The organism is Pseudomonas sp. GL-RE-29 (assembly GCF_019947275.1).
GTDB classification, from domain to species: Bacteria; Pseudomonadota; Gammaproteobacteria; order Pseudomonadales; family Pseudomonadaceae; genus Aquipseudomonas; species Aquipseudomonas fluorescens_A.
Map to the genome: position 1 here is coordinate 129,616 of NZ_JAGYGD010000014.1, position 19,335 is coordinate 148,950.

Below are 19,335 nucleotides of genomic sequence, written 5' to 3' on the forward strand. Positions count from 1 at the left end.
CGGTCTTCTCTCGGGTGAAGGCGAGGGTTCAGTGCCGGTGCTGACGGGTCACGCCGGCATCGAATTGCGCGACGATCTGCTGCCAGCCAGCGCTTTCGAGCGCGGCGTCAGTGAGGTCGGCCGGGGCTTTGAGGTCAGTGCTGCGGTTGAGCCAGACGTCCGGCGCGTCATCGTCGGCGGTCAAACGCATCAGAAACGAACCCGCTACGACTGGCGTCTCGCTATGGCCGAAATACGCCTTGGCGTCGAGCAATTGCCAGGCATGATTACCTCGGCTGACGGAACTGGCGTCCTGGGCGAACGGCGCAAAGCCTTCCTCGGCGAGGGCTTGAGGTGTCGGCAGGGTTTGCTGTTCCTGGCGCAGCAAGTGAATCTCGTCCAGCGTCACCCGCAGATCGGCGTAGATGCCTTGCTCGGAAGCGCTGAGGTCGCGGCGGGCATCCAGTTGATGGCTGTTGACGCTGCTCACCTCCTGAGACTCGCCGCGCCAGGCGACCACCGAACCGGCCACCGCCAGAATCATCAGGCACAACAGCAGCACATAGAGGGTTTCATGACCGGCTCCGGCCGGGCGCACAACTTGTGTGGTTGGCGTACTCATGGCGCTTCGATGTCCGCTTGGTCGATCTCGACCACGTGGCCTGGGCCGGCATCGAACAACACATAAAATTCGGCGCCGGGCTTTTTGAAGGTCAGGGTTGAATCGCTGCCGAGCTTGCCCGGAACCAGAATGGTTTCGTCGTAGCCGATCACATCGAGGGTCACGCCCGGTGCGCCGCTGCCGTCGGAGAAACCGCCGGTGCATTTGATCTGCTCGGCGTCGATCGCCTTGCATTCGCACATCGGATTGTGGGCCAGGGCGCTGGCGCTGAAACCGGTGCAGAGCACCAGCAGCACGGCGCTTAAAGGACGAGTAACGTTGATCATGGTTTGCCTCCTTGAGTGCTCAGCCAGGCAAGGGTGGCGGGGGAGGCCTGGCTCAGAGGAATGGATGCCTGATGCATGGAGCCGTCCCAGCCTTCCATGGTGATCCACACTTCGGCGTCGGCCTTGGTCTTTTCCGGGATCGGCAACATGGCGCCCATGCGGTACGGCGTTCCGAAGAAAATCACCCCGGCGGCACGCAGACTGCGCGGTTTGCCGATGCGCAGGTAAGTCGCCTTGACCTGATCGCGGCAGATGTCGCACAGCGCGGCGTTGAAGTTTTTCATGTAGCCGGCCGGGCCATCGGGGCGTGGTGCTTCGTTGCGCAGTTCAGCAAGACGCACGCTCCACGGGCCGACCTGCACTTCACCGATCTCCCGTTCACCCAACCCGGTATCGCCACGGAACAGCGCGGCGTCGGCGAAGTATTTGGGCATGAAACCCAGCGGCACCAGCAACAGTAGAACGTTGATGTGGAAGCGCCATTTGTGCCAGAAACGACTCAGTTTCGAACCCGGTTTTTCCGCAGCGAACAGGCTCATTGGCTGACCTCCGTGATTTCACCGCTAGTGGCCGGAACCGTCTCGTTGCGTGGGCGTTTGTTGCTGCGCTTGAGGGCGTTGGCCGTAGCGAGGGCGGTGCGCTTGGTCCAGATCAACAGGCCGCTGAGCACCATCATGCTCAGCAGCAGGCCGAAGAAGAACCAGATCAGCTTGATCCAGAGCCCGCCAAAATCACCGGTGTGCAGCGGGCGCATGGATTCGGTGACGAACTCCAGGCCCGAGCGGTCCGACAGCAGGCGCGTGGCGGCAACATCGCCGGTGTACGGGTTGATTTCGGCGGTCTGGAACATCAATGGATACCAGCTGCGACCACCCACCGACAGATAGCTGTAGGCGTTGGCCGGCATGCTGACAAAGCTTTCGTCCAGACCAGGAATGCGCTCCTTGGCTTCGCGGATCGCCGCTTCCAGGCTGATCATCGGTGCCGCCGAACCATCGGCGGTGAGCGGTACGTTTTCACGGGGCACCACAAGCGCCACCGGAGCGGTGGAGATGGAGATCTGGTTGTCGAACATGAACGCTTCGATCAGGAACCAGGTACTGGTGACGGAAATCACCGCGATGAACCAGATCGACCAGATGCCGCTGAGACGGTGGAAATCACCCCAGAAAATCCGTGCGCCGTGGCGAATGCGCAGGGTCGGGCGCAAGAAACCTTTCCAGAAGCGCTTGTAAACCACCAGCCCGGTGATCAACGAGGCCAGCAGCGGCAGGCTGAGGAACGACACCAGGTACCAGCCCCAGCTGTAGCCATTGGTGAACGGCACCAGCCACCAGCCGTGCAGTGCGCGGGTGAACGCCTTGAAGTTGAATTGCGGAGCGGGGCCTTGAATGGCGCCGGTGTAAGGGTTGACGTAGACCGTCAGCTCACGCCCGTCGGGGTAGTTGACCCTGACGTCCAGGGCAAAGTGCGACTCGTCGGGACGACTGATGCTGTCGATGATGATGTCGGGCTCGGCCTTTTTGATCGCGCTGACGATCTGGTCGTAGTTGAGCCGTGGCGTATCGTCCGAAGGCTGGCTGGCACGCATTTGCGGGTTGGCCAGCCAGACGATTTCCTGGCTCACCACGGCCAGGGTGCCGGTCACACAGACGATAAGCACGAAAAACCAGATCGGCAGTGCCAGCCAGCTATGGACCAGAAACCAGAGTTTTGAACGGGATTTCTTCGACATGATTAAGGGTCTTGTTTCGATGGGAAGGCCTCTGCTACGGGCTTCGCAGCGATGAGGTCGACGAAAGTCCGGTCGTGGCTTTTGCCTACGCGACAGGACTGCATCTATATAAGACGGATGAGCACGCGAAATCCCGAAGGGGGATATGAAAGAAAATGTTTCGTGTTCCGTAAATTCCGGGAAGCCACAGATAACGCAACCCTGTAGGAGCCGGCTTGCTGGCGATGGGACCCCCGCGTTTGATCAATCCTCACGCGTTATCGTTTACGAACATCGCCAGCAAGCCCGCTCCCACAGGGACTATTGGCGTACACATCATCTATGAACAATCGGATACCTGTGGGAGCTGGCTTGCCAGCGATGGCGTCAGATCAGGCACTGATTACCTCAACCCTGCTGAAACATTTCCTTGGCCCGTTGCTCAATCTGCTCCTGAGTCAGATCCTCCTTGCGCGTGGCCAAAAACCACAGATGGCCGTAGGGATCCTTCAAGGTCCCGGAACGGTCACCGTAAAACTGGTCCTTGACCTCCGACACCAGGGTGCCCCCGGCGTCGATCGCCTGTTTATAGGACTTGTCCACATCGGTCACATACAGATGCAGACCCACGGACGGCGACTGGTCCGGGTTGCTCAACGGCCCTTGATCGCACGGCGTGCCGAGCATGATCGGGCAATCGCCGATGCGCAGTTCAGCGTGGCCGATACCGCCGTCGGGCATGGACAGGCGCATGACTTCGATGGCGCCGAAGGCTTTTTTATAGAACTCGATGGCTTCAGCAGCTTTTGCAATGCCCAGGTACGGGGTAATGCTGTGATAACCCTCGGGAATGGGTTTGACGCTCATGATCGTTCTCCTTTTATTGTTGTGAGACGAAGATCGCTCTCCAGCCGAACAAGTGTAGGAGTTGCCGCAGGCTGCGATCTTTTGATTTTGACTTTCGGCACTCGCCAAGTTCACCAAAAGATCCCTGCAAAAACTGGCCAAGGCGTTGAATTCCGATGACGTGCGTCAATTCATCCTGACCCGCTATAAAGGGCAGGTTGCACCGGGGTTTCTGATGTTGGGGTGACATAAGTCGCCATCGCTGGCAAGCCAGCTCCTACAGGTTTTGTGTGGGTTTCGAAAATCACGCAATCCTGTAGGAGCTGGCTTGCCAGCGATAGCCACACCACCTATTTCAGATCAGGCTCTAAAAGCCGCGCCCCCGGCCCACGCTCCCCAAGCACATCGCCAAAATTGCGCAACGGACACGCCTCCATCGACAAACACCCGCAACCAATGCAGCCATTGAGTTTGTCCCGCAACTGGGTCAACTGATTGATCCGCTCATCCAGATCCCGGCTCCATTGCGCCGACAACACCTTCCAGTCCGCCGCCGTCGGTGCACGATTATCCGGCAACGATTTCAGTGCTTCGCCAATCTCCGCCAATGGAATGCCCAAACGCTGAGCCACCTTGATCAGCGCCACACGTCGCAGCACTTCCCGTGGATAACGCCGCTGGTTGCCCTGATTGCGGTTGCTTTTGATCAAACCCTTGGATTCATAAAAGTGCAGCGCGGTTACCGCAACGCCGCTGCGTTCGGCCAATTGGCCGACGCTGAGTTCTCGATGCAGATTTTCCGAGGTGATCATTTGAAAAATGCCTCTTGACCTCTAGTTAGCTCGAGGTTTTACCCTGCACGCCTTCGGATCGCAAGATTCGGCTTACAGGTAAGTGGGGGTAATTCATGCAAGCTTCAGAGAAAAATCGCAGCTTCACCCAACTGATCGAATTCGAAATCGAGCCTCATCAGCAACCGGCGCTGGTGTCGGCGCTGTCCCGGCAGACTGAGCGTCTGGCCCAGCACTACAGCGGTTTCCTCAGTGCGAGCATCCAGGCCAGTGACGATGGCCGGCGGGTGCTCAATTACTTGCAATGGCAAACCCGCGAGGCCGGGGAAGCCGCGCTTCAGAGCTTTGAAAGCGGCGAGGAGGATTTTTGGCAGTTGATTCGTGCCCATCAGGCGAAAGCCGTGACCTTCGGCTCGTTCCAGGTGCTACACAGCCTGGAACGCAGCCACGATCGCGCGCTGCACTGCAATCTGGTGGCTTAAATCGACAACTGCATCAAGCGGTCGCCCTGGACGTTTTCCGTAGGTCGGCGCTTGTTCACCGCCAGTTCGCCGATCTTGATCAGGCGTGTGCGGGTGACGTTGCGGCTCAAACCCAGCAGTGCAGCGGTGTGCACCTGGTTGTAGTGGCTGAAACGATAGGCCGCGCGCAGCAGCGCGTCTTCGACTTTTTCATGCAGCGCGCCGGCCTGTTCCTCGAAGAGCTTTTTAAAGGCTCGATCGAGCAGCGCCTCGGCGGAGTCGTCGACCTGAGCGTGGTAGTCGTCCTGACGCTCGATGCGCATGTTTGACAGGCGCAGGTCGTCGCGTTCGATCACGCCATTGCGGCAAATCAGCAAGGTGTGGTGAATGACGTTTTCCAGCTCGCGGATGTTGCCCGGCCAACTGTAGCTGCGCAGCTTCAGCTCGGCCTCTTTGCTGATGGTGATGGTGCCGTAGCCCAGGCGCTGACTGTAGGCGTCGATGAAGTGGCGGGTCAGCGGCAGGATGTCGCCGGGGCGATCGCGCAACGGGCTCAGCTCCAGGCTGACCACGTCGAGTCGGTAGTACAGGTCTTCGCGGAAATGCCCGGCGTTGATGGCTTTTTCCAGCTGCACGTTGGTCGCGGCCAACACCCGCACATCAATCGGAATGCTCTTGCGCGAACCCAACCGCACCACTTCGCGCTCCTGCAAGACCCGCAGCAATTTGACCTGAATCGCCATCGGCAGATCGCCGATTTCATCGAGGAACAACGTGCCGCCATCGGCCTCTTCGAACCAGCCGGCCTTGGCGCTCAGGGCACCGGTGAAGGCGCCTTTTTCATGGCCGAACAGCTCGGCCTCGACCAGGGATTCGGAGAATGCACCGCAGTTCACCGCCACGAACGGCCGGTTGCGCCGAGCGCTGAGGTTGTGGATATGCCGCGCCACCAACTCTTTGCCGGTGCCGGTCTCGCCAATGATCAGCACGCTGGCTTCGCTGGGGGCGACTTGCTGCAAATGCGCGAGCAAGGCCTGGGACTTCGGGTCTTCGAACACCTGGGCCGTGGCGCGGATCGACGTGGCCAGAGCGGGCGAGGGCGGTAAGGTCAGTAGCTGCATGGGGCACGCTCCTTGTAGAGAAAACTATGAATAAAAAGTCGGAATCGGCAGGGCCTGGTTCAGCGCCCAGTCACCCAGTTCATGGAGTTTGTAATCCACCGGGTCGTGCAGGGTTTGCGTGCGCAAATTGCGCCAGTGGCGATCCAGCCGCAGCGAGGCATGGGTCGAGCGCGCGCCGGTCACTTCGAATAAGCGGCTACACAATTCCAGGCCATTACGCGTGGCCGCGACCTTCGCCGTGGCGATGGCGGTGGCCAGATGTCCGCGTTCCTCGGCGCTGAGGTTCGGGCCTTTCGCCCAAGCCTTGTCGAGCAAATCAGCCGCACGTTCCACCAGCAACCGCACACCCTCGAGCGCTACCCAGAACTCGCCGTAGTGGCCGAGCACGTAAGGGTCCTGACGCACATCCTGAGCGCTGGATTTGTGCCAAGGCCGCGTCTCGGTCTGCGTGTATTGCCGCGCTTCTTCGAACGCCCCTTCGGCGATGCCGAGGAACATGTGGGTGAGCGTGAGTTGGGCGATCAATGGGCGCAGGCAGGCGAACGGCGTGCTCAACGGACCGGGATCGAGCAGCAGTTCCGACTCCTCGACCCGCACCCGTTCGAAGGTGGCGCTGCCACTGTCGGTCTGGCGCTGGCCCATGTTGTTCCAGTCGTTGTGCAAGGTAATACCGCTACGGCCGCTGGGGATCGCCGCGATCAACAGTTTGCCACCGGCGCTTTCATCGACCGCCGAGGCAATCAACATTTCCGAATCGCTGGCGCCGGAGCAGAAGCTTTTTTTCCCGGAAAACTCGCGCCAGCCGCCGAGGTTTTTCACCACGGTGCGGGTGTCCAGCGGGTTGAGGGCGTTGCCCCAGAACCAGTTCTTGCGCGCGGTTTGCTCGAACCATGGCTGCCATTGTTCAGGCCGCGCAAACAGGCGCACGGTGGCGAGCATCAGGTGATGGAAGCCGAAAACATGGGCAATCGAACTGTCGACCTTGGCGAACTCACGCACGATGGTCAGGGTTTCACTCCAGTGCGCGCCTAGGCCGCCGAACTGGGTGGGAATGCTTAGCGCGAGCAGGCCGCTGTGGCGCAGGGCATCGCGCTCGGCCTTGGGCGTACCACCTCGTTCGTCGCGCTCGACGGCGGTCAAGGCAAACTCGGCGGCCAATTGGCGGGCGGTCTGCAACGGGGATATCAGGGCGCTTTGCGGCTTGGCGGTCACGCGGTTTTCCTTATAAAAATCGACGCAAATCCCCTATGGAATGGGCTTTTGTGGCGAGGGAGCTTGCTCCCGTTCGGCTGCGAAGCAGTCGTAAAACGGTTGATGCGGGCTATCAGAAGACCCGCATTGTCCTGTTTAGGGACTGCTACGCAGTCCAGCGGGAGCAAGCTCCCTCGCCACGAAATTTCCTGCCCCCAGAGAGATTTTTCAGGCCGTGGCTTTGGCGGGAAGCACATCATTGGCAATCATTTCGCCAAACGGTCCGGTCAGGTTGGTGACGCCACGCCCGGCGAGGCTGGCGTACGGCTCGGGCAGCAGCGGGAACACCAGTTCGGCAAAGCGGTACGCTTCTTCGAGGTGTGGATAACCGGAGAAGATGAAGCTCTCGATCCCAAGGTCCGCGTACTCCTTGATCCGCGCCGCGACTTGCTGCGGATCGCCCACCAGCGCGGTGCCGGCACCGCCACGCACCAGACCGACACCGGCCCACAGGTTTGGCGAAATCTCCAGGTTGTCGCGACGTCCATCGTGCAACGCCGCCATGCGCCGTTGTCCTTCGGAGTCGAAGCGCGAGAACGACTTCTGCGCGGCGGCGATGGTTTCGTCGCTGATGTGTTCGATCAGTTTGTCAGCGGCTTTCCACGCCTCTTCGGCGGTTTCGCGAACGATCACATGCAAGCGGATCCCGAACTTCACCGTGCGCCCGTGACGCGCGGCCCGCTCGCGGACATCGGCGAGTTTTTGCGCCACGGCGGCCGGCGGTTCGCCCCAGGTCAGGTAGACATCGACCTGCTCGGCGGCCAGGTCATGGGCAGCGTCGGACGAACCGCCGAAGTACAGCGGCGGATAGGGCTTTTGCACTGGCGGATACAGCGCCTTGGCGTTCTGCACCCGCAGGTGTTTACCTTCGAAATCCACCGATTCGCCTTGCAGCACCCTTCGCCAGATCTTGAGGAATTCGTCGGTGACTTCGTAGCGTTCGCTGTGATCGAGGAAGCTGCCGTCGCCACGGTTTTCATCCGGGTCACCGCCCGTCACGACGTTAATCAGCAAACGCCCGCCGGACAGCCGATCCAGGGTCGCGGCCATGCGTGCCGACACGGTCGGCGAAATAATCCCGGGACGGATTGCCACCAGATAACGCAAGCGTTCGGTCAGCGGCACCAGCGCCGAAGCGATCACCCACGAGTCTTCGCAAGAGCGCCCGGTGGGAATCAACACGCCGTGGTAACCGAGGCTGTCCGCGGCCTGGGCCACTTGTTTCAGATAGTTGAGCGTGACCGGGCGTGCGCCTTGCGTGGTACCCAAGTAATGACCATCGCCGTGGGTCGGCAGAAACCAGAAAACATCCATGAACAAATCCTTAAGCGATTTTCAGCAGATTGTTGGGGTGCACGCCGAACAACGGCGCGGCGCGTTCTGCAGCAAGGCGTATGCGGGCCTTCAAGGGCTCACTGGTTATTTGGTAATTGGAGAAATCGGCTTCGGTGGCATACACGCCAATCGGCAAGGTCAACGCCTGGAAGAAACTGAACAGCGGTCGCAACTGGTGATCGAGCACCAGCGCGTGACGTTCGCTGCCACCGGTGGCGGCCAGCAGCACCGGCGTATTGATCAGCGCATTCAGGTCGATCAGGTCGAACAGGTGCTTGAGCAGGCCAGGGTAAGAACCGCGATAGATCGGCGCGGCGACGATCAACAAGTCGGCATTTTCGATGGCTTGCAGTTCGGCTTCGATGTCCGCACTCAATTCTTGACGGGACAACGCCGCGCCCAATGGTCGGGCGATGTCGCCCAGTTCGATCAGCTTGCTCTCGATCGGCAGTTGTTCGGCCAGTTGTGCCAACAGCGCTTGGGTCAGCACCAAAGTGCGGGAGGGACGCCAGGTGCCGCCGGAGAGGGCAACGACTTTCAATGGACGCGACATGATCAGTTCCTTTTTAAACAGTTGCTGGGGGAGCAGTGAGTCATCACTGGGCTTTCCCCTATTGAGCAAGAGCTGTACCAATCCCTATAAGCCTCGATTTACGGGGCTTTCAGCGCGTTGATCAGACGACGCTGTTGATATTCAAGGGCTGTTTGCTGAATGACTGTTGCCTGGCAAACAGTTGCGTGAGCAACAGTGCGTCAGGCCATGCAGTTGTTATAAAGGCTGTTTGTTATTCCTCAAAAGATCATTGATTGATATTTATAGATCATTAGGAAATATATGAGGCCGTTGTAGGAGCCGGCTTGCTGGCGAGGAGGTTTCGAAACCTGAGGTGTTCTGCGGGGCGTCATCGCCAGTAACCCGGCTCCTACACGTAATAGCGTTCCAATCTCGATACCCACTATCGAGAGCGATGATTTCTGCCCATCCAAAGGCGCGAGTAGCCTGTGTTCATTGCCCCGAACCCAGTTGCCAGGACGCCGAACATGAAAACTCTACTGACCACTATGTTGTTGCTTGCAGTCTCCGTTCTTGCCGGATGTGCCAGCCATGTTTCCCCGGAACTGCGGCCCTACACCGCTGAAGAAACCCGAGAACTGGCGCTTGAGGCGTTGAACCGCCGCGGCTTGTCCTTCGACGAATACCACGCGAAAAAAGCTGAATTGCTCGGTCAGCCGCAGAAGACTTTCGGTTTCGACAAACAGGGTGAGATGAACGCCGAGCGAGCTGTACAGCTGCACGGTCGTCCAAGCTGAGGGAAAACTGTACGGCTGGAAGTTTTACCCAACTGTCCGTGGGTTTCCTCCGGGGTGTGCGATAGGGTCACTACCTGACTGACCCTGATGGATTGCCACCATGCTCTCGCTCGATCTGCTGCTGGGCTTCGCCCTGTTTGCCCTCGTCACCTCGATCACACCCGGCCCGAACAACACGATGTTGCTGGCATCGGGCGTGAATTTCGGCTTTAACCGCACCATTCCTCACATGCTCGGCATCACTTGCGGCTTCTTCGTGCTCGTCGTGGCGGTCGGTTTTGGCTTGGGCGCGGTGTTCCAGACTTATCCGTTGCTCTACACCGTGCTGCGATACGTCGGAGCGGCGTATTTACTGTATCTGGCGTGGAAAATTGCCCATTCTGGACCTGTCTCAGACAGTGAAAAACCTGAGGCCAAGCCGATCAGCTACCTCGGTGCCGCCGCGTTTCAGTGGGTCAATCCCAAGGCGTGGATCATGGCAATCGGCGCGATCAGCACTTACACGCCGATGCAGGGTTACTTCACCAATGTCATCGTGATTGCGGCGGTGTTTGCCTTGATCAACCTGCCGAGCGTCGGTGTCTGGGCCGCGTGCGGCACGTTGTTGCGCAACGTGCTGAAGGACCGCCGCTGGTTGCGTCTGTTCAACTGGGGCATGGCCGCGCTGCTGGTCGCTTCGCTGTATCCGATCCTGCTCGAAAGCTTTAACTGACGCATTGCTTCAACCGGTCGGCCGATGCCTGTTAAGCTCGCTTTTCAGGAGCGTTCCTACGCACTTTTAAATGAAGTGGTACTTCTTTAACGGCATCCGATCAGGTATTGGTAACGTTCTGAAAACCGGGCGCGGCTCACAAGGCTGCGTCTTGCCGTTTGCAGTCACGAGCCTCCTGATCCCGGAACACGCTCTGCGAGTCATTTATGAATAAACGTCCGTTGTATTTCGACTACGCCGCCACCACGCCGGTGGATGAGCGGGTCATCAAGGTCATGGTCGAGTGTCTGGGTTTCAGCGGTAATTTCGGCAATCCTGCGTCCAGCTCCCACGTGTTTGGCCAACAGGCCCGGCATTCGGTCGAGCAGGCGCGGCGCCAGGTCGCTGAACTGGTGGGCGCGCAGCCCGAGCAGATCGTCTGGACCTCCGGCGCCACCGAATCCAACAACCTGGCCCTCAAGGGCGTCGCCCAGGCGCGCGGCGTTGCCGGCGGCCACATCATCACCAGCCAGATCGAACACAAGGCCATCCTCGATACCGCAAGGCAATTGCAGGACGCGGGCGTGGCGGTAACGTATCTGGTGCCGGACACCGATGGCCTGATCACCGCGCAAGCGGTCAGCGATGCCATGCGCGAGGACACCTTCCTGGTGTCACTGATGCTGGTGAACAACGAACTCGGTACGGTCAACGACATCCCGGCCATCGGCCAGGTTGTGCGTGAGCGCAATGCGTTGCTGCATGTTGACGCCGCGCAAGGCGCGGGCAAGGTGTCGATTGATTTGGCGCAGTGGCCGGTGGATCTGATGTCATTCTCGGCGCACAAACTCTACGGACCCAAAGGCATCGGCGCGCTGTATGTCGGTCCGCGCGCGCAACAGCGTGTGCTGGCGCAGATTCACGGCGGTGGTCACGAGGGTGGTTTACGTTCCGGCACACTGGCCACACACCAGATCGCCGCGATGGGTGCAGCCTTCGCCTTGGCGGCAGCCGCGTTCGATGAAGAAAAAGCCTTGATCGTGCGTCTGCGTGAGCGCTTGCTCGATCAACTGCTGAGCATTCCCGGCGTTCGGCTCAATGGCAGCCCAAGCCAACGCATCCCGCATACCCTGAGCCTGACCTTCAACGAAGGCGAGTTCAATTCGGCGGCGTTGCTGGCGTCGATCGCCTTTTCCGCGACCTCGGCGTGCAATTCCGCGAGTAATGCACCGTCCCACGTGTTGTTGGCCCTGGGGCATGACGCTCGCTCGGCGAGTCGCACCATTCGCTTGAGCCTAGGGCGTTTCACCACCGAGCAGGATATCGATCAAGCGGTAGAACTGATTAAAGCGGCCTGCGCCAGTGCTCCGGCATTCTGGCAGTAAGGGTATAAAGCGCCGACCTTGATCGGCACTGAACAATAATGATGAGTGGTTAGCAGGAGTCATGATGAATACGCAGTTTTCGATCACCGGATCGGTGCCCCAGCGCCTGGCACAAACCCGCGAGCTGATGAGCCGGGAGGGCATCCATGCCCTGCTGGTGCCGTCGGCCGACCCGCACCTGTCCGAATACCTGCCGGGCTACTGGCAAGGGCGGCAGTGGTTGTCGGGCTTCCACGGTTCGGTCGGTACGCTGATCGTCACGCCGGATTTTGCCGGCGTGTGGGCCGATAGCCGTTATTGGGAGCAAGCGACCAAGGAACTCAAGGGCAGCGGCATCGAGCTGGTCAAGCTGCAACCGGGTCAACCGGGGCCGCTGGACTGGCTGGCCGAGCAAACCCCTGAGGGCGGCGTGGTCGCGGTGGATGGTGCGGTGATGGCCGTGGCCTCGGCGCGCACCCTGGGCAGCAAACTCGAAGAGCGCGGCGCACGCCTGCGCACCGATATCGATCTGTTGAGCGAAGTCTGGAGCGATCGCCCGACGCTGCCGAACGAGCCGATCTATCAGCACTTGCCACCCCAGGCGACCGTCAGCCGTGGCGAGAAGCTCGCCAAGTTGCGGGAAACCTTGCAGGCGAAAGGTGCCGACTGGCACTTCATTGCCACACTCGATGACATCGCCTGGCTGTTCAACCTGCGCGGCGGCGATGTGTCGTTCAACCCGGTGTTTGTTTCCTTCGCCTTGATCAGCCAGCAACAGGCGACCCTGTTTGTGGCGTTGAGCAAGGTCGACGCCGAGTTGCGTGCGGTCCTCGAACAGGACGGCGTGACCCTGCGCGATTACAGCGAAGTGGCCGATGCCCTGCGTCAGGTGCCGAGTGGGGCGAGTCTGCTGGTCGACCCTGCACGGGTAACGGCGGGTTTACTGGATAACCTCGACAGCGGCGTGAAGTTAGTCGAAGGCTTGAACCCGACCACGTTGGCCAAGTCGCAAAAAAGCCAGGCCGATGCCGAGCACATCCGTCAGGCCATGGAGCAGGACGGCGCGGCGCTGTGCGAATTCTTCACCTGGCTGGACTCGGCGCTGGGCCAGGAGCGCATCACCGAACTGACCATCGACGAGAAGCTGACCGCCGCCCGTGAACGCCGTCCGGGGTATGTGTCGCTGAGCTTCAACACCATTGCCGCGTTCAACGCCAACGGCGCCATGCCGCATTACCACGCCACTGAAGAAGAACACGCGGTGATCGAAGGCGACGGTCTATTGCTGATCGATTCCGGCGGCCAGTACCTGGGCGGCACGACTGACATTACGCGGATGGTGCCGGTCGGTACGCCGACAGCCGAGCAGAAACGCGATTGCACCCGCGTGCTCAAAGGCGTGATTGCCTTGTCCCGTGCGCAATTCCCCAAAGGCATCCTGTCGCCGTTGCTGGACGCTATCGCCCGTGCGCCGATCTGGGCGGAAAGCGTCGATTACGGTCACGGCACCGGTCACGGCGTCGGCTACTTCCTCAACGTTCACGAAGGCCCGCAAGTCATCGCCTATCAAGCCGCACCGGCACCGCAAACCGCGATGCAACCGGGCATGATCACCTCCATCGAGCCGGGCACCTACCGCCCGGGCCGGTGGGGTGTGCGAATCGAGAACCTGGCGATGAACCGCGAAGCGGGTTGCAGTGAATTCGGCGAGTTCCTCAAGTTCGAAACCCTGACCCTGTGCCCGATCGATACCCGCTGCCTCGAGCCGTCGCTGCTGACTGAAGAAGAGAAACAGTGGTTCAACGCTTACCACGCCGAAGTGCGTGAGCGTTTGAGCCCGTTGCTCGACGGTGCCGCCCTTGAGTGGTTGCACACTCGCACTGCGGCTATTTGATCGGATCTAGCTCAGGCGCTTGTTCGAGCGCCTGGGCCATGTAATCGACAAAGGCTTTGACCCTGGCGGATTGGCGACGATTCGCCGGGGACACCGCATGTATCGGCAGCGACTGCGCAGTGTAATCCTGCAAAATCGCCGTCACTCTCCCAGCCTTCAGATCCTCGCTGAAAAGCCACACCGGCGACAGCGCAATTCCTAAACCCCCCAACACCATCTCGCGGATCGCCTCGGAATTGTTACTTTGGGCATTGCCCTTGACCCGCACATCGTGGCGTTGTCCTTCTCGTTCGAAACACCACAGGTTCTGGTTGCTTAGCAGGTTGAACAGCAGGCAGTTGTGCTCGCCGAGTTCCCGCGGTGTTTGCGGTTGTCCGTTTTTTTTGAGATAGGCAGGCGATGCGACGGTCACTCGATGGGTGGTGCCGACGTGGTGGGCGATGAGGCCGCTGTCGTTCAACTCGCCAATCCTCAATGTCACATCCAACCCTTCGCTGACTAAATCCTGGTTCTGATCATTCAGTTGCAGATCGATTTCTAATTCGGGGTGGCGTTTTAGAAAATCCGGTAGACGCGGGGCAATTTGCAAGCGTCCGAAGCTGACCGAGGAGCCAACACGCAGATGCCCGGCGATGTTTTCCCGGCCGGACTTGAAGCTGTGTTCGGCGGCATCCACTGCTTCGAGAATTCGTCGGCATTCGTTGTAGTAGCGCTGCCCCTCATCGGTTAGGGACAACTTGCGTGTGCTACGGGAGATCAGCTTTCCACCCAGCCCGGTTTCCAGCGCTCGCAGTATTTTGCTGATGGTCGGTTGACTGGTGTGCATCTCCCGGGCGACGGCGGTAAAGCTGCCGCGTTCGACCACCCGGACGAAAATGGCCATTGCATTGAGTTTGTCCACAGTGTCTCTCATTGATGCCAGATAGGCATGTTCACTATAGCTATTTGGCGTCTTATCGGAATGAGTGAAGTGGCGGAGGATTTGTCCTACAAACACCTCTTACGGGAATAGATGAAATGACTGACTCAATGCACATGCGCGCGCTGATTGTTGACTCGATTAACGGACCGCTACGCTTGGCCTGCATTAAACGACCAGTGCCTGAAGCCGGGCAAGTATTGGTGCGGATTGCGGCCAGTGGGGTGAACCCTTTGGACATAAAAATTCGTTCGGGGCAGGCCGTCCATGCCCGTCAGCCTCTGCCAGCAGTGTTGGGGATGGATCTGGCGGGAACGGTTGAGGCTTTGGGAGAGGGTGTCAGAGGATGGCAGCCGGGTGACGAGGTCTATGCGATGGCGACCGGAATTGGCGGTGCGCAGGGCTCCCTTGCGGAGTTCGCGGTGGTCGATGCTCGGCTACTGGCGCGCAAACCTGCCAACCTGAGCATGCGCGAAGCGGCGGGGTTGCCGTTGATACTGATTACCGCGTGGGAAGGTTTGGTTGATCGGGCTCAGGTGCGAACGGGGCACAAGGTGCTGATTCACGGTGGGGCGGGAGGTGTTGGACACATCGCGGTGCAGATTGCCCGCGCATTTGGTGCTGACGTGTTTGCCAAAGGTTCGACAAAGCAGCAGGAAATTATCGAAGGCTTGGGCGCGACCTTTATTGATCGCAAGACTTCGGTAGAGACCTACATGGCTGAGCATACGGGCGGGGAGGGTTTCGATATTGTTTACGACACGGTGGGCGGTAAAGTTCTGGATGAGTCGTTCCAGGCCGCACGGGTTTACCACGGCCATGTAGTGAGTTGCCTCGGGTGGGGACAGCACAGCTTGGCACCGCTTTCGTTTCGCGGGGCGACCTATTCCGGAGTATTTACCTTATTGCCTTTACTGACGGGGAGGGGGCGTGAGCATCATGGGGATATTCTCCGCGACGCAGCGCGCTTGATCGAAGCGGGTGATGTGATGCCGATTCTTGATCCACGCCAGTTCAGTATGGAAACAGCCGAGGCCTCCCATGAGCTTCTCCAATCTGGAGATGGGCAGGGGAGGCTGATCATCGAGATTTAACGAAGGGCTTCGACGACGAAGTCCAGTCGGTCCTGGCCGAAGAACAGCTGATTATCGACAAACATACTCGGTGCACCGAACACACCACGCTGCACGGCTTTTTCGGTGTTGTCCTTGAGTACGGCTTTGACTTCCTCATCGGCGGTCAGGGCCAGCACCTCGTTGGGGTCGAAACCGTGCTGGGTCAATACTTCGACCACGGTTGCCGATTCATCGAGGTTGCGGCCGTCAACCCACAGGGCCTTGAACAGGCAGTCGATGAAGGCCGCAAAACGCTCGGGATGGCGCATCTGCATACCGGTGACGGCGCGCATGAGCATCAAGGTATTGATCGGGAAGTGCGGGTTGAATTTCAGCGGCACGCCGTAGCGTTTGGCATAACGGTCGAGGTCCTGAAACATGTAACGGCCCTTGGCCGGAATGGTTGCCGGCGAAGCGTTGCCGGTGGCTTTGAACACGCCGCCGAGCAGGATCGGGATGTAGATCAGATGGCTGTCGGTTTGCTCACAGATATTCGGCAACTGGGTGTACGCCAGGTAGGTGGCTGGGCTGCCCAGGTCGAAGAAGAATTCCACGGTTTTACTCATGATCGATACGCTCTGCTTATTGTTATGGGGGAGGGCTTACCAGCGTTCACTCCAGGGACGCAGGTCCAGCTCGAAGGTCCAGGCGTCGCGTGGCTGGCTGTGCAAGTACCAATAGTTCTCGGCAATGTGCTCGGGATTGAGGATCCCATCCTGATCCTTGGTCGCGTACTTTTCGGGGAAGCTGTCGCGTATGAAATCGGTATCGATGGCACCGTCAACGACAACGTGGGCGACGTGGATGTTCATCGGTCCAAGTTCACGGGCCATGCTCTGCGCCAGCGCGCGAATCCCGTGTTTGGCACCGGCGAAAGCGGCAAACCCCGCCGCTCCGCGCATCCCGGCGGTAGCTCCGGTGAACAGGATGGTGCCCCGTTGCCGCTTGGCCATGCGCTTGGCCACCTCACGGGCATTGAGAAATCCGGAGAAACAGGCCATTTCCCAGATCTTGAAATATTTGCGCGCGGTTTCTTCGAGAATGCTGCAGGGCACGTTGGCGCCGATGTTGAACACGAATGCTTCGATAGGTCCAATCTCGCTTTCGATCTGTTCGACCAGTGCGACCACGTCTTCTTCCTTGCGTGCATCGCAAGCAAATCCGTGAGCTTCACCTCCCGTGGCCTTGATGGCATCTACAAGTGGCTGGAGTTTATCCGCGCTGCGGCGGGTGACGCAGGCTACAAATCCTTCTTGGGCAAAACGTTTGGCGATGGCGCCCCCCGTGGCATCCCCAGCGCCGACAACCAGTACGACCTTCTTGTTATTCATGGGCAGATCCCTTTGGTAAACGATCGTTAACTAAACGAACGTTATGCTACGATTCGATCAGCGTCAAGGCGATCAACTCTGAGGAAAGGCAATGCGCTACTCGGCCAATCACAAGCTGGAAACCAAAGAAAAGCTGCTGCAAAGCAGTTCGGTCTCGGCCAAAAAATCCGGTTTTTCTACTGTGGGTGTCGACGGTCTGATGAAGGCGATCGGCTTGAGTGGCGGCGCTTTCTACAGCCACTTCTCATCGAAGGACGAGCTGTTCGCGTCCATCGTCGAGCGTGAGTTGAGCCAGAGCCTGGAACGGCTGGGAGCTGATCAGGATCGCGACAAACTTGAGCGCTGCTTGAAGCATTACCTGAGCATGTCCCACGTCGATCATCCGGAAACCGGATGTGCATTACCGGTATTGGGCGCCGAGATTGCCCGTTCCGATGTATTGATTCGGCAGCAGGCGGAACACTGGATTTGTCAGCTTCAGGAAAGTTGGGCGCAGGTGCTGGAAAGCGACAGTCTGGCTTGGGCCATTCTGTCGCAATGCATCGGGGCGTTGGTAGTGGCGCGGATGCTCGCCACTCCGGAGCTGCAGCGCAAAGTGCTGAAGTCCAGTTACGATGAGATCGGCCGCCAGATCGAAGGCTCGAGAGCCTGACAGGTTGGCTTCAACTTATTTGCAAATTACGATCATGCTGCGGCTGGTATAACCGGCAGGGTTAAGCCCAAATGGATAATCCCCCGGTTCCTCTACGGCATCCCCGGACTTGGCGATAACCTTGTATCCCTTGGGTGCGCACGAGTTGGCCGCGCTGGCGTAGCACTTGTCCCAAGAGGACGACAGCCCTGAACAGTTGATATGCAGACCCTTCCTGCCGTGTTTGGTTTGGGTCTTCGATGTCGCCGCGCAGCCCGCAATTGCAAGTACGGCGATCAGGATCAAAATTCGTTTCATTGCTTTCCTTGTAGCGTTCCCGAATCTGGTGCCCGGGTCTGGCTTTATTCGCTTTCGTTTGAAGCGTTCTGAGATCCCTGTCCTGAAAAATCCTTGTCTGACTCTAGGTTGCGGGCCTAAACATGGCCTAAATGAGCGGTAAATACCAGAGTCTCGTCAAACCCTGTATCAATCCGCCGCAACGACAGGCTTGGCGGCGCTACCCATTGTCATGGTGGCGCCGACGGATGCCAGAATGATGCACAAGATAGCCATCCACTGTGACAGCGATAGGTACTCTTGGAGAAATAACAAGCCTGACAGCGCTCCTATTGCTGGTTCAATGCTCATCAAGGTACCAAAGGTCCTGGCAGGCATGCGTGTCAGGGCGACCATCTCCAGCGTGTAGGGAAGGGCAGTGGATAAGAGGGCGACACCGATGGCGATCGGAATCAGTGATGGCGTCAACAACGCTGCGCCTGCATGCACGATGCCGATAGGCGCTACGAAAAGCGCTGCAATCATTACGCCCAGCGCAGCGGTCTGGACTCCATTGTCAGCGCCGGCCTTTTGCCCAAAAAGAATGTACAGCGCCCAGCACACGCCTGCGCCTAATGCGTAACCGGCACCTGCGAGATCAATTCCCGCCGAGGTTGCTCCTGTAGGTATCAAAAGCAGCAAGCCGACAGCCGCCAGTGCTATCCACAAAAAGTCGATGGCACGGCGTGAAGCATAAATGGCAACGGCCAAGGGCCCAGTGAACTCCAGTGCTACCGCAATCCCCAGGGGAACCGTGCGCAGGGACATATAGAAGAGGAAGTTCATGCCACCCAGTGCCATGCCGTAGACGATGACGGTGCGCAGCGACTTTGCGGTGAGCTGCGCCCGCCACGGGCGTAAAAGCAGCAGCATGATCACGCTGGCAAAGACCAGGCGCAGGGTGGTCGTTCCCTGGGCGCCAACAATGGGGAACATGCTTTTGGCCAAAGAGGCTCCGGACTGAATCGATGCCATGGCTATTATTAGCAGGCCGACCGAAAACAGGGTCGAGGCAAGACTGCGAGGCTGATCATTCATCGAGTGGCGTTGTCCGAGTGAGGGGCTTGGGCTTTTTACTTAGTATTGGGCAATATACTGCGCAATCGCTGCCGGCGCGTCTATATATAAGCAGCGATATTGTGCTTGCTGATAGAAAAACCAAATCAGTGCTTGACGGCAGATCTCAGGTGTCTATAATTCGCCCCACTTCCGGCGCAGTCGAAACGGAAAACTCCTTGGTAAACAACGAGTTACGCAGTTTTCGGCAGCAGGTTGCTTCAGGTCATCGAAGTCGAAA

22 protein-coding genes are annotated in these 19,335 nt (G+C 59.0%); 7 read left to right on the forward strand and 15 right to left on the reverse strand.

All coding sequences use genetic code 11. The features are described 5' to 3' along the window. Nucleotides 1-28 precede the first annotated feature (28 nt). From KGB21_RS14000 to soxR, 6 genes are all read right to left on the reverse strand, one after another. Complete coding sequence (locus tag KGB21_RS14000) at nt 29-601, reverse strand: DUF6162 family protein (protein ID WP_034151366.1); 573 nt, start codon at nt 599-601, stop codon at nt 29-31. Beyond that, nucleotides 598-927 carry a hypothetical protein gene (locus KGB21_RS14005; protein WP_223505439.1) on the reverse strand — a complete coding sequence of 110 codons (330 nt, stop codon included), beginning with the start codon at nt 925-927 and terminating at the stop codon, nt 598-600. The genes KGB21_RS14000 and KGB21_RS14005 overlap by 4 nt, the downstream gene beginning before the upstream one ends. After that, nucleotides 924-1,466 (reverse strand): thiamine pyrophosphate-binding protein, encoded by a 543-nt coding sequence (locus tag KGB21_RS14010; protein ID WP_223505440.1) that lies wholly within the window; start codon nt 1,464-1,466, stop codon nt 924-926. The genes KGB21_RS14005 and KGB21_RS14010 overlap by 4 nt, the downstream gene beginning before the upstream one ends. Continuing rightward, the gene (locus tag KGB21_RS14015; protein ID WP_223505441.1) at nt 1,463-2,662 is read right to left on the reverse strand and encodes a PepSY-associated TM helix domain-containing protein; all 1,200 of its coding nucleotides are present in this window, start codon (nt 2,660-2,662) and stop codon (nt 1,463-1,465) included. Before KGB21_RS14015 ends, KGB21_RS14010 begins: the two co-directional genes overlap by 4 nt. Nucleotides 2,663-3,049: 387 nt before the next feature. Continuing rightward, on the reverse strand, nt 3,050-3,508 hold the full coding sequence (locus KGB21_RS14020; RefSeq protein ID WP_034151370.1) for a VOC family protein: 459 nt from the start codon (nt 3,506-3,508) through the stop codon (nt 3,050-3,052). Between the two features lie 329 nt (nt 3,509-3,837). Next, nucleotides 3,838-4,299 carry a redox-sensitive transcriptional activator SoxR gene (gene soxR / locus KGB21_RS14025; protein ID WP_034151371.1) on the reverse strand — a complete coding sequence of 154 codons (462 nt, stop codon included), beginning with the start codon at nt 4,297-4,299 and terminating at the stop codon, nt 3,838-3,840. 95 nt (nt 4,300-4,394) lie between these two features. On the opposite strand from soxR, the gene KGB21_RS14030 reads away from it, so the two are divergent. Further along, nucleotides 4,395-4,760 (forward strand): antibiotic biosynthesis monooxygenase, encoded by a 366-nt coding sequence (locus KGB21_RS14030; RefSeq protein ID WP_223505442.1) that lies wholly within the window; start codon nt 4,395-4,397, stop codon nt 4,758-4,760. On the opposite strand, the gene KGB21_RS14035 is transcribed toward KGB21_RS14030, so the two are convergent. The 4 genes from KGB21_RS14035 to msuE all read right to left on the reverse strand — a co-directional run bounded on the left by KGB21_RS14035 (nt 4,757) and on the right by msuE (nt 8,999). Next, the gene (locus KGB21_RS14035) at nt 4,757-5,860 is read right to left on the reverse strand and encodes a sigma-54 interaction domain-containing protein (protein ID WP_034151373.1); all 1,104 of its coding nucleotides are present in this window, start codon (nt 5,858-5,860) and stop codon (nt 4,757-4,759) included. The genes KGB21_RS14030 and KGB21_RS14035 overlap by 4 nt on opposite strands. 24 nt (nt 5,861-5,884) lie before the next feature. Continuing rightward, the gene (locus KGB21_RS14040) at nt 5,885-7,072 is read right to left on the reverse strand and encodes an acyl-CoA dehydrogenase family protein (protein ID WP_223505443.1); all 1,188 of its coding nucleotides are present in this window, start codon (nt 7,070-7,072) and stop codon (nt 5,885-5,887) included. 207 nt (nt 7,073-7,279) lie between these two features. Further along, the gene (gene ssuD / locus KGB21_RS14045; RefSeq protein ID WP_103406282.1) at nt 7,280-8,425 is read right to left on the reverse strand and encodes an FMNH2-dependent alkanesulfonate monooxygenase; all 1,146 of its coding nucleotides are present in this window, start codon (nt 8,423-8,425) and stop codon (nt 7,280-7,282) included. A gap of 10 nt (nt 8,426-8,435) precedes the next feature. Next, a complete protein-coding gene (gene msuE, locus KGB21_RS14050; RefSeq protein WP_223505444.1) occupies nt 8,436-8,999 on the reverse strand; it encodes an FMN reductase in 564 nt (187 codons plus the stop codon). Nucleotides 9,000-9,487: 488 nt separating this feature from the next. Between msuE and KGB21_RS14055 the strand changes: the two genes are divergently transcribed. The 4 genes from KGB21_RS14055 (at nt 9,488) to KGB21_RS14070 (ending at nt 13,706) form a co-directional block, all read left to right on the forward strand. After that, entirely contained in the window at nt 9,488-9,757 is a 270-nt protein-coding gene (locus KGB21_RS14055) for a lipoprotein (RefSeq protein WP_034151377.1), read from the forward strand. A 100-nt stretch (nt 9,758-9,857) separates the two neighbouring features. Continuing rightward, complete coding sequence (locus KGB21_RS14060; protein WP_034151378.1) at nt 9,858-10,469, forward strand: LysE family translocator; 612 nt, start codon at nt 9,858-9,860, stop codon at nt 10,467-10,469. A gap of 206 nt (nt 10,470-10,675) precedes the next feature. After that, nucleotides 10,676-11,833: a cysteine desulfurase family protein gene (locus KGB21_RS14065; RefSeq protein ID WP_034151379.1), complete on the forward strand. Its 1,158-nt coding sequence runs from the start codon at nt 10,676-10,678 to the stop codon at nt 11,831-11,833. A gap of 64 nt (nt 11,834-11,897) precedes the next feature. Beyond that, the gene (locus KGB21_RS14070; RefSeq protein ID WP_223505445.1) at nt 11,898-13,706 is read left to right on the forward strand and encodes an aminopeptidase P family protein; all 1,809 of its coding nucleotides are present in this window, start codon (nt 11,898-11,900) and stop codon (nt 13,704-13,706) included. Here the strand turns inward: KGB21_RS14070 and KGB21_RS14075 are convergent. Further along, nucleotides 13,699-14,619, reverse strand: coding sequence for a LysR family transcriptional regulator (locus tag KGB21_RS14075; protein WP_223505449.1), 921 nt, complete (start codon nt 14,617-14,619; stop codon nt 13,699-13,701). The genes KGB21_RS14070 and KGB21_RS14075 overlap by 8 nt on opposite strands. A 104-nt stretch (nt 14,620-14,723) precedes the next feature. Between KGB21_RS14075 and KGB21_RS14080 the strand changes: the two genes are divergently transcribed. Next, nucleotides 14,724-15,719, forward strand: coding sequence for a zinc-dependent alcohol dehydrogenase family protein (locus KGB21_RS14080; protein ID WP_034151382.1), 996 nt, complete (start codon nt 14,724-14,726; stop codon nt 15,717-15,719). Here the strand turns inward: KGB21_RS14080 and KGB21_RS14085 are convergent. Together KGB21_RS14085 and KGB21_RS14090 are read right to left on the reverse strand one after the other, a co-directional pair. Continuing rightward, nucleotides 15,716-16,306, reverse strand: coding sequence for a 2-hydroxychromene-2-carboxylate isomerase (locus KGB21_RS14085; RefSeq protein WP_223505446.1), 591 nt, complete (start codon nt 16,304-16,306; stop codon nt 15,716-15,718). The genes KGB21_RS14080 and KGB21_RS14085 overlap by 4 nt on opposite strands. 36 nt (nt 16,307-16,342) lie before the next feature. After that, entirely contained in the window at nt 16,343-17,071 is a 729-nt protein-coding gene (locus tag KGB21_RS14090) for an SDR family oxidoreductase (RefSeq protein ID WP_034151384.1), read from the reverse strand. A gap of 91 nt (nt 17,072-17,162) precedes the next feature. Between KGB21_RS14090 and KGB21_RS14095 the strand changes: the two genes are divergently transcribed. Further along, nucleotides 17,163-17,723, forward strand: a complete 561-nt coding sequence (locus tag KGB21_RS14095; protein ID WP_034151385.1) for a TetR/AcrR family transcriptional regulator — start codon at nt 17,163-17,165, stop codon at nt 17,721-17,723. A gap of 15 nt (nt 17,724-17,738) precedes the next feature. Here the strand turns inward: KGB21_RS14095 and KGB21_RS14100 are convergent, their stop codons facing one another. Further along, on the reverse strand, nt 17,739-18,020 hold the full coding sequence (locus tag KGB21_RS14100; RefSeq protein ID WP_034151386.1) for a hypothetical protein: 282 nt from the start codon (nt 18,018-18,020) through the stop codon (nt 17,739-17,741). A gap of 168 nt (nt 18,021-18,188) precedes the next feature. Continuing rightward, nucleotides 18,189-19,076 (reverse strand): threonine/homoserine exporter RhtA, encoded by an 888-nt coding sequence (gene rhtA, locus KGB21_RS14105; RefSeq protein WP_034151387.1) that lies wholly within the window; start codon nt 19,074-19,076, stop codon nt 18,189-18,191. Nucleotides 19,077-19,335 lie beyond the last annotated feature (259 nt).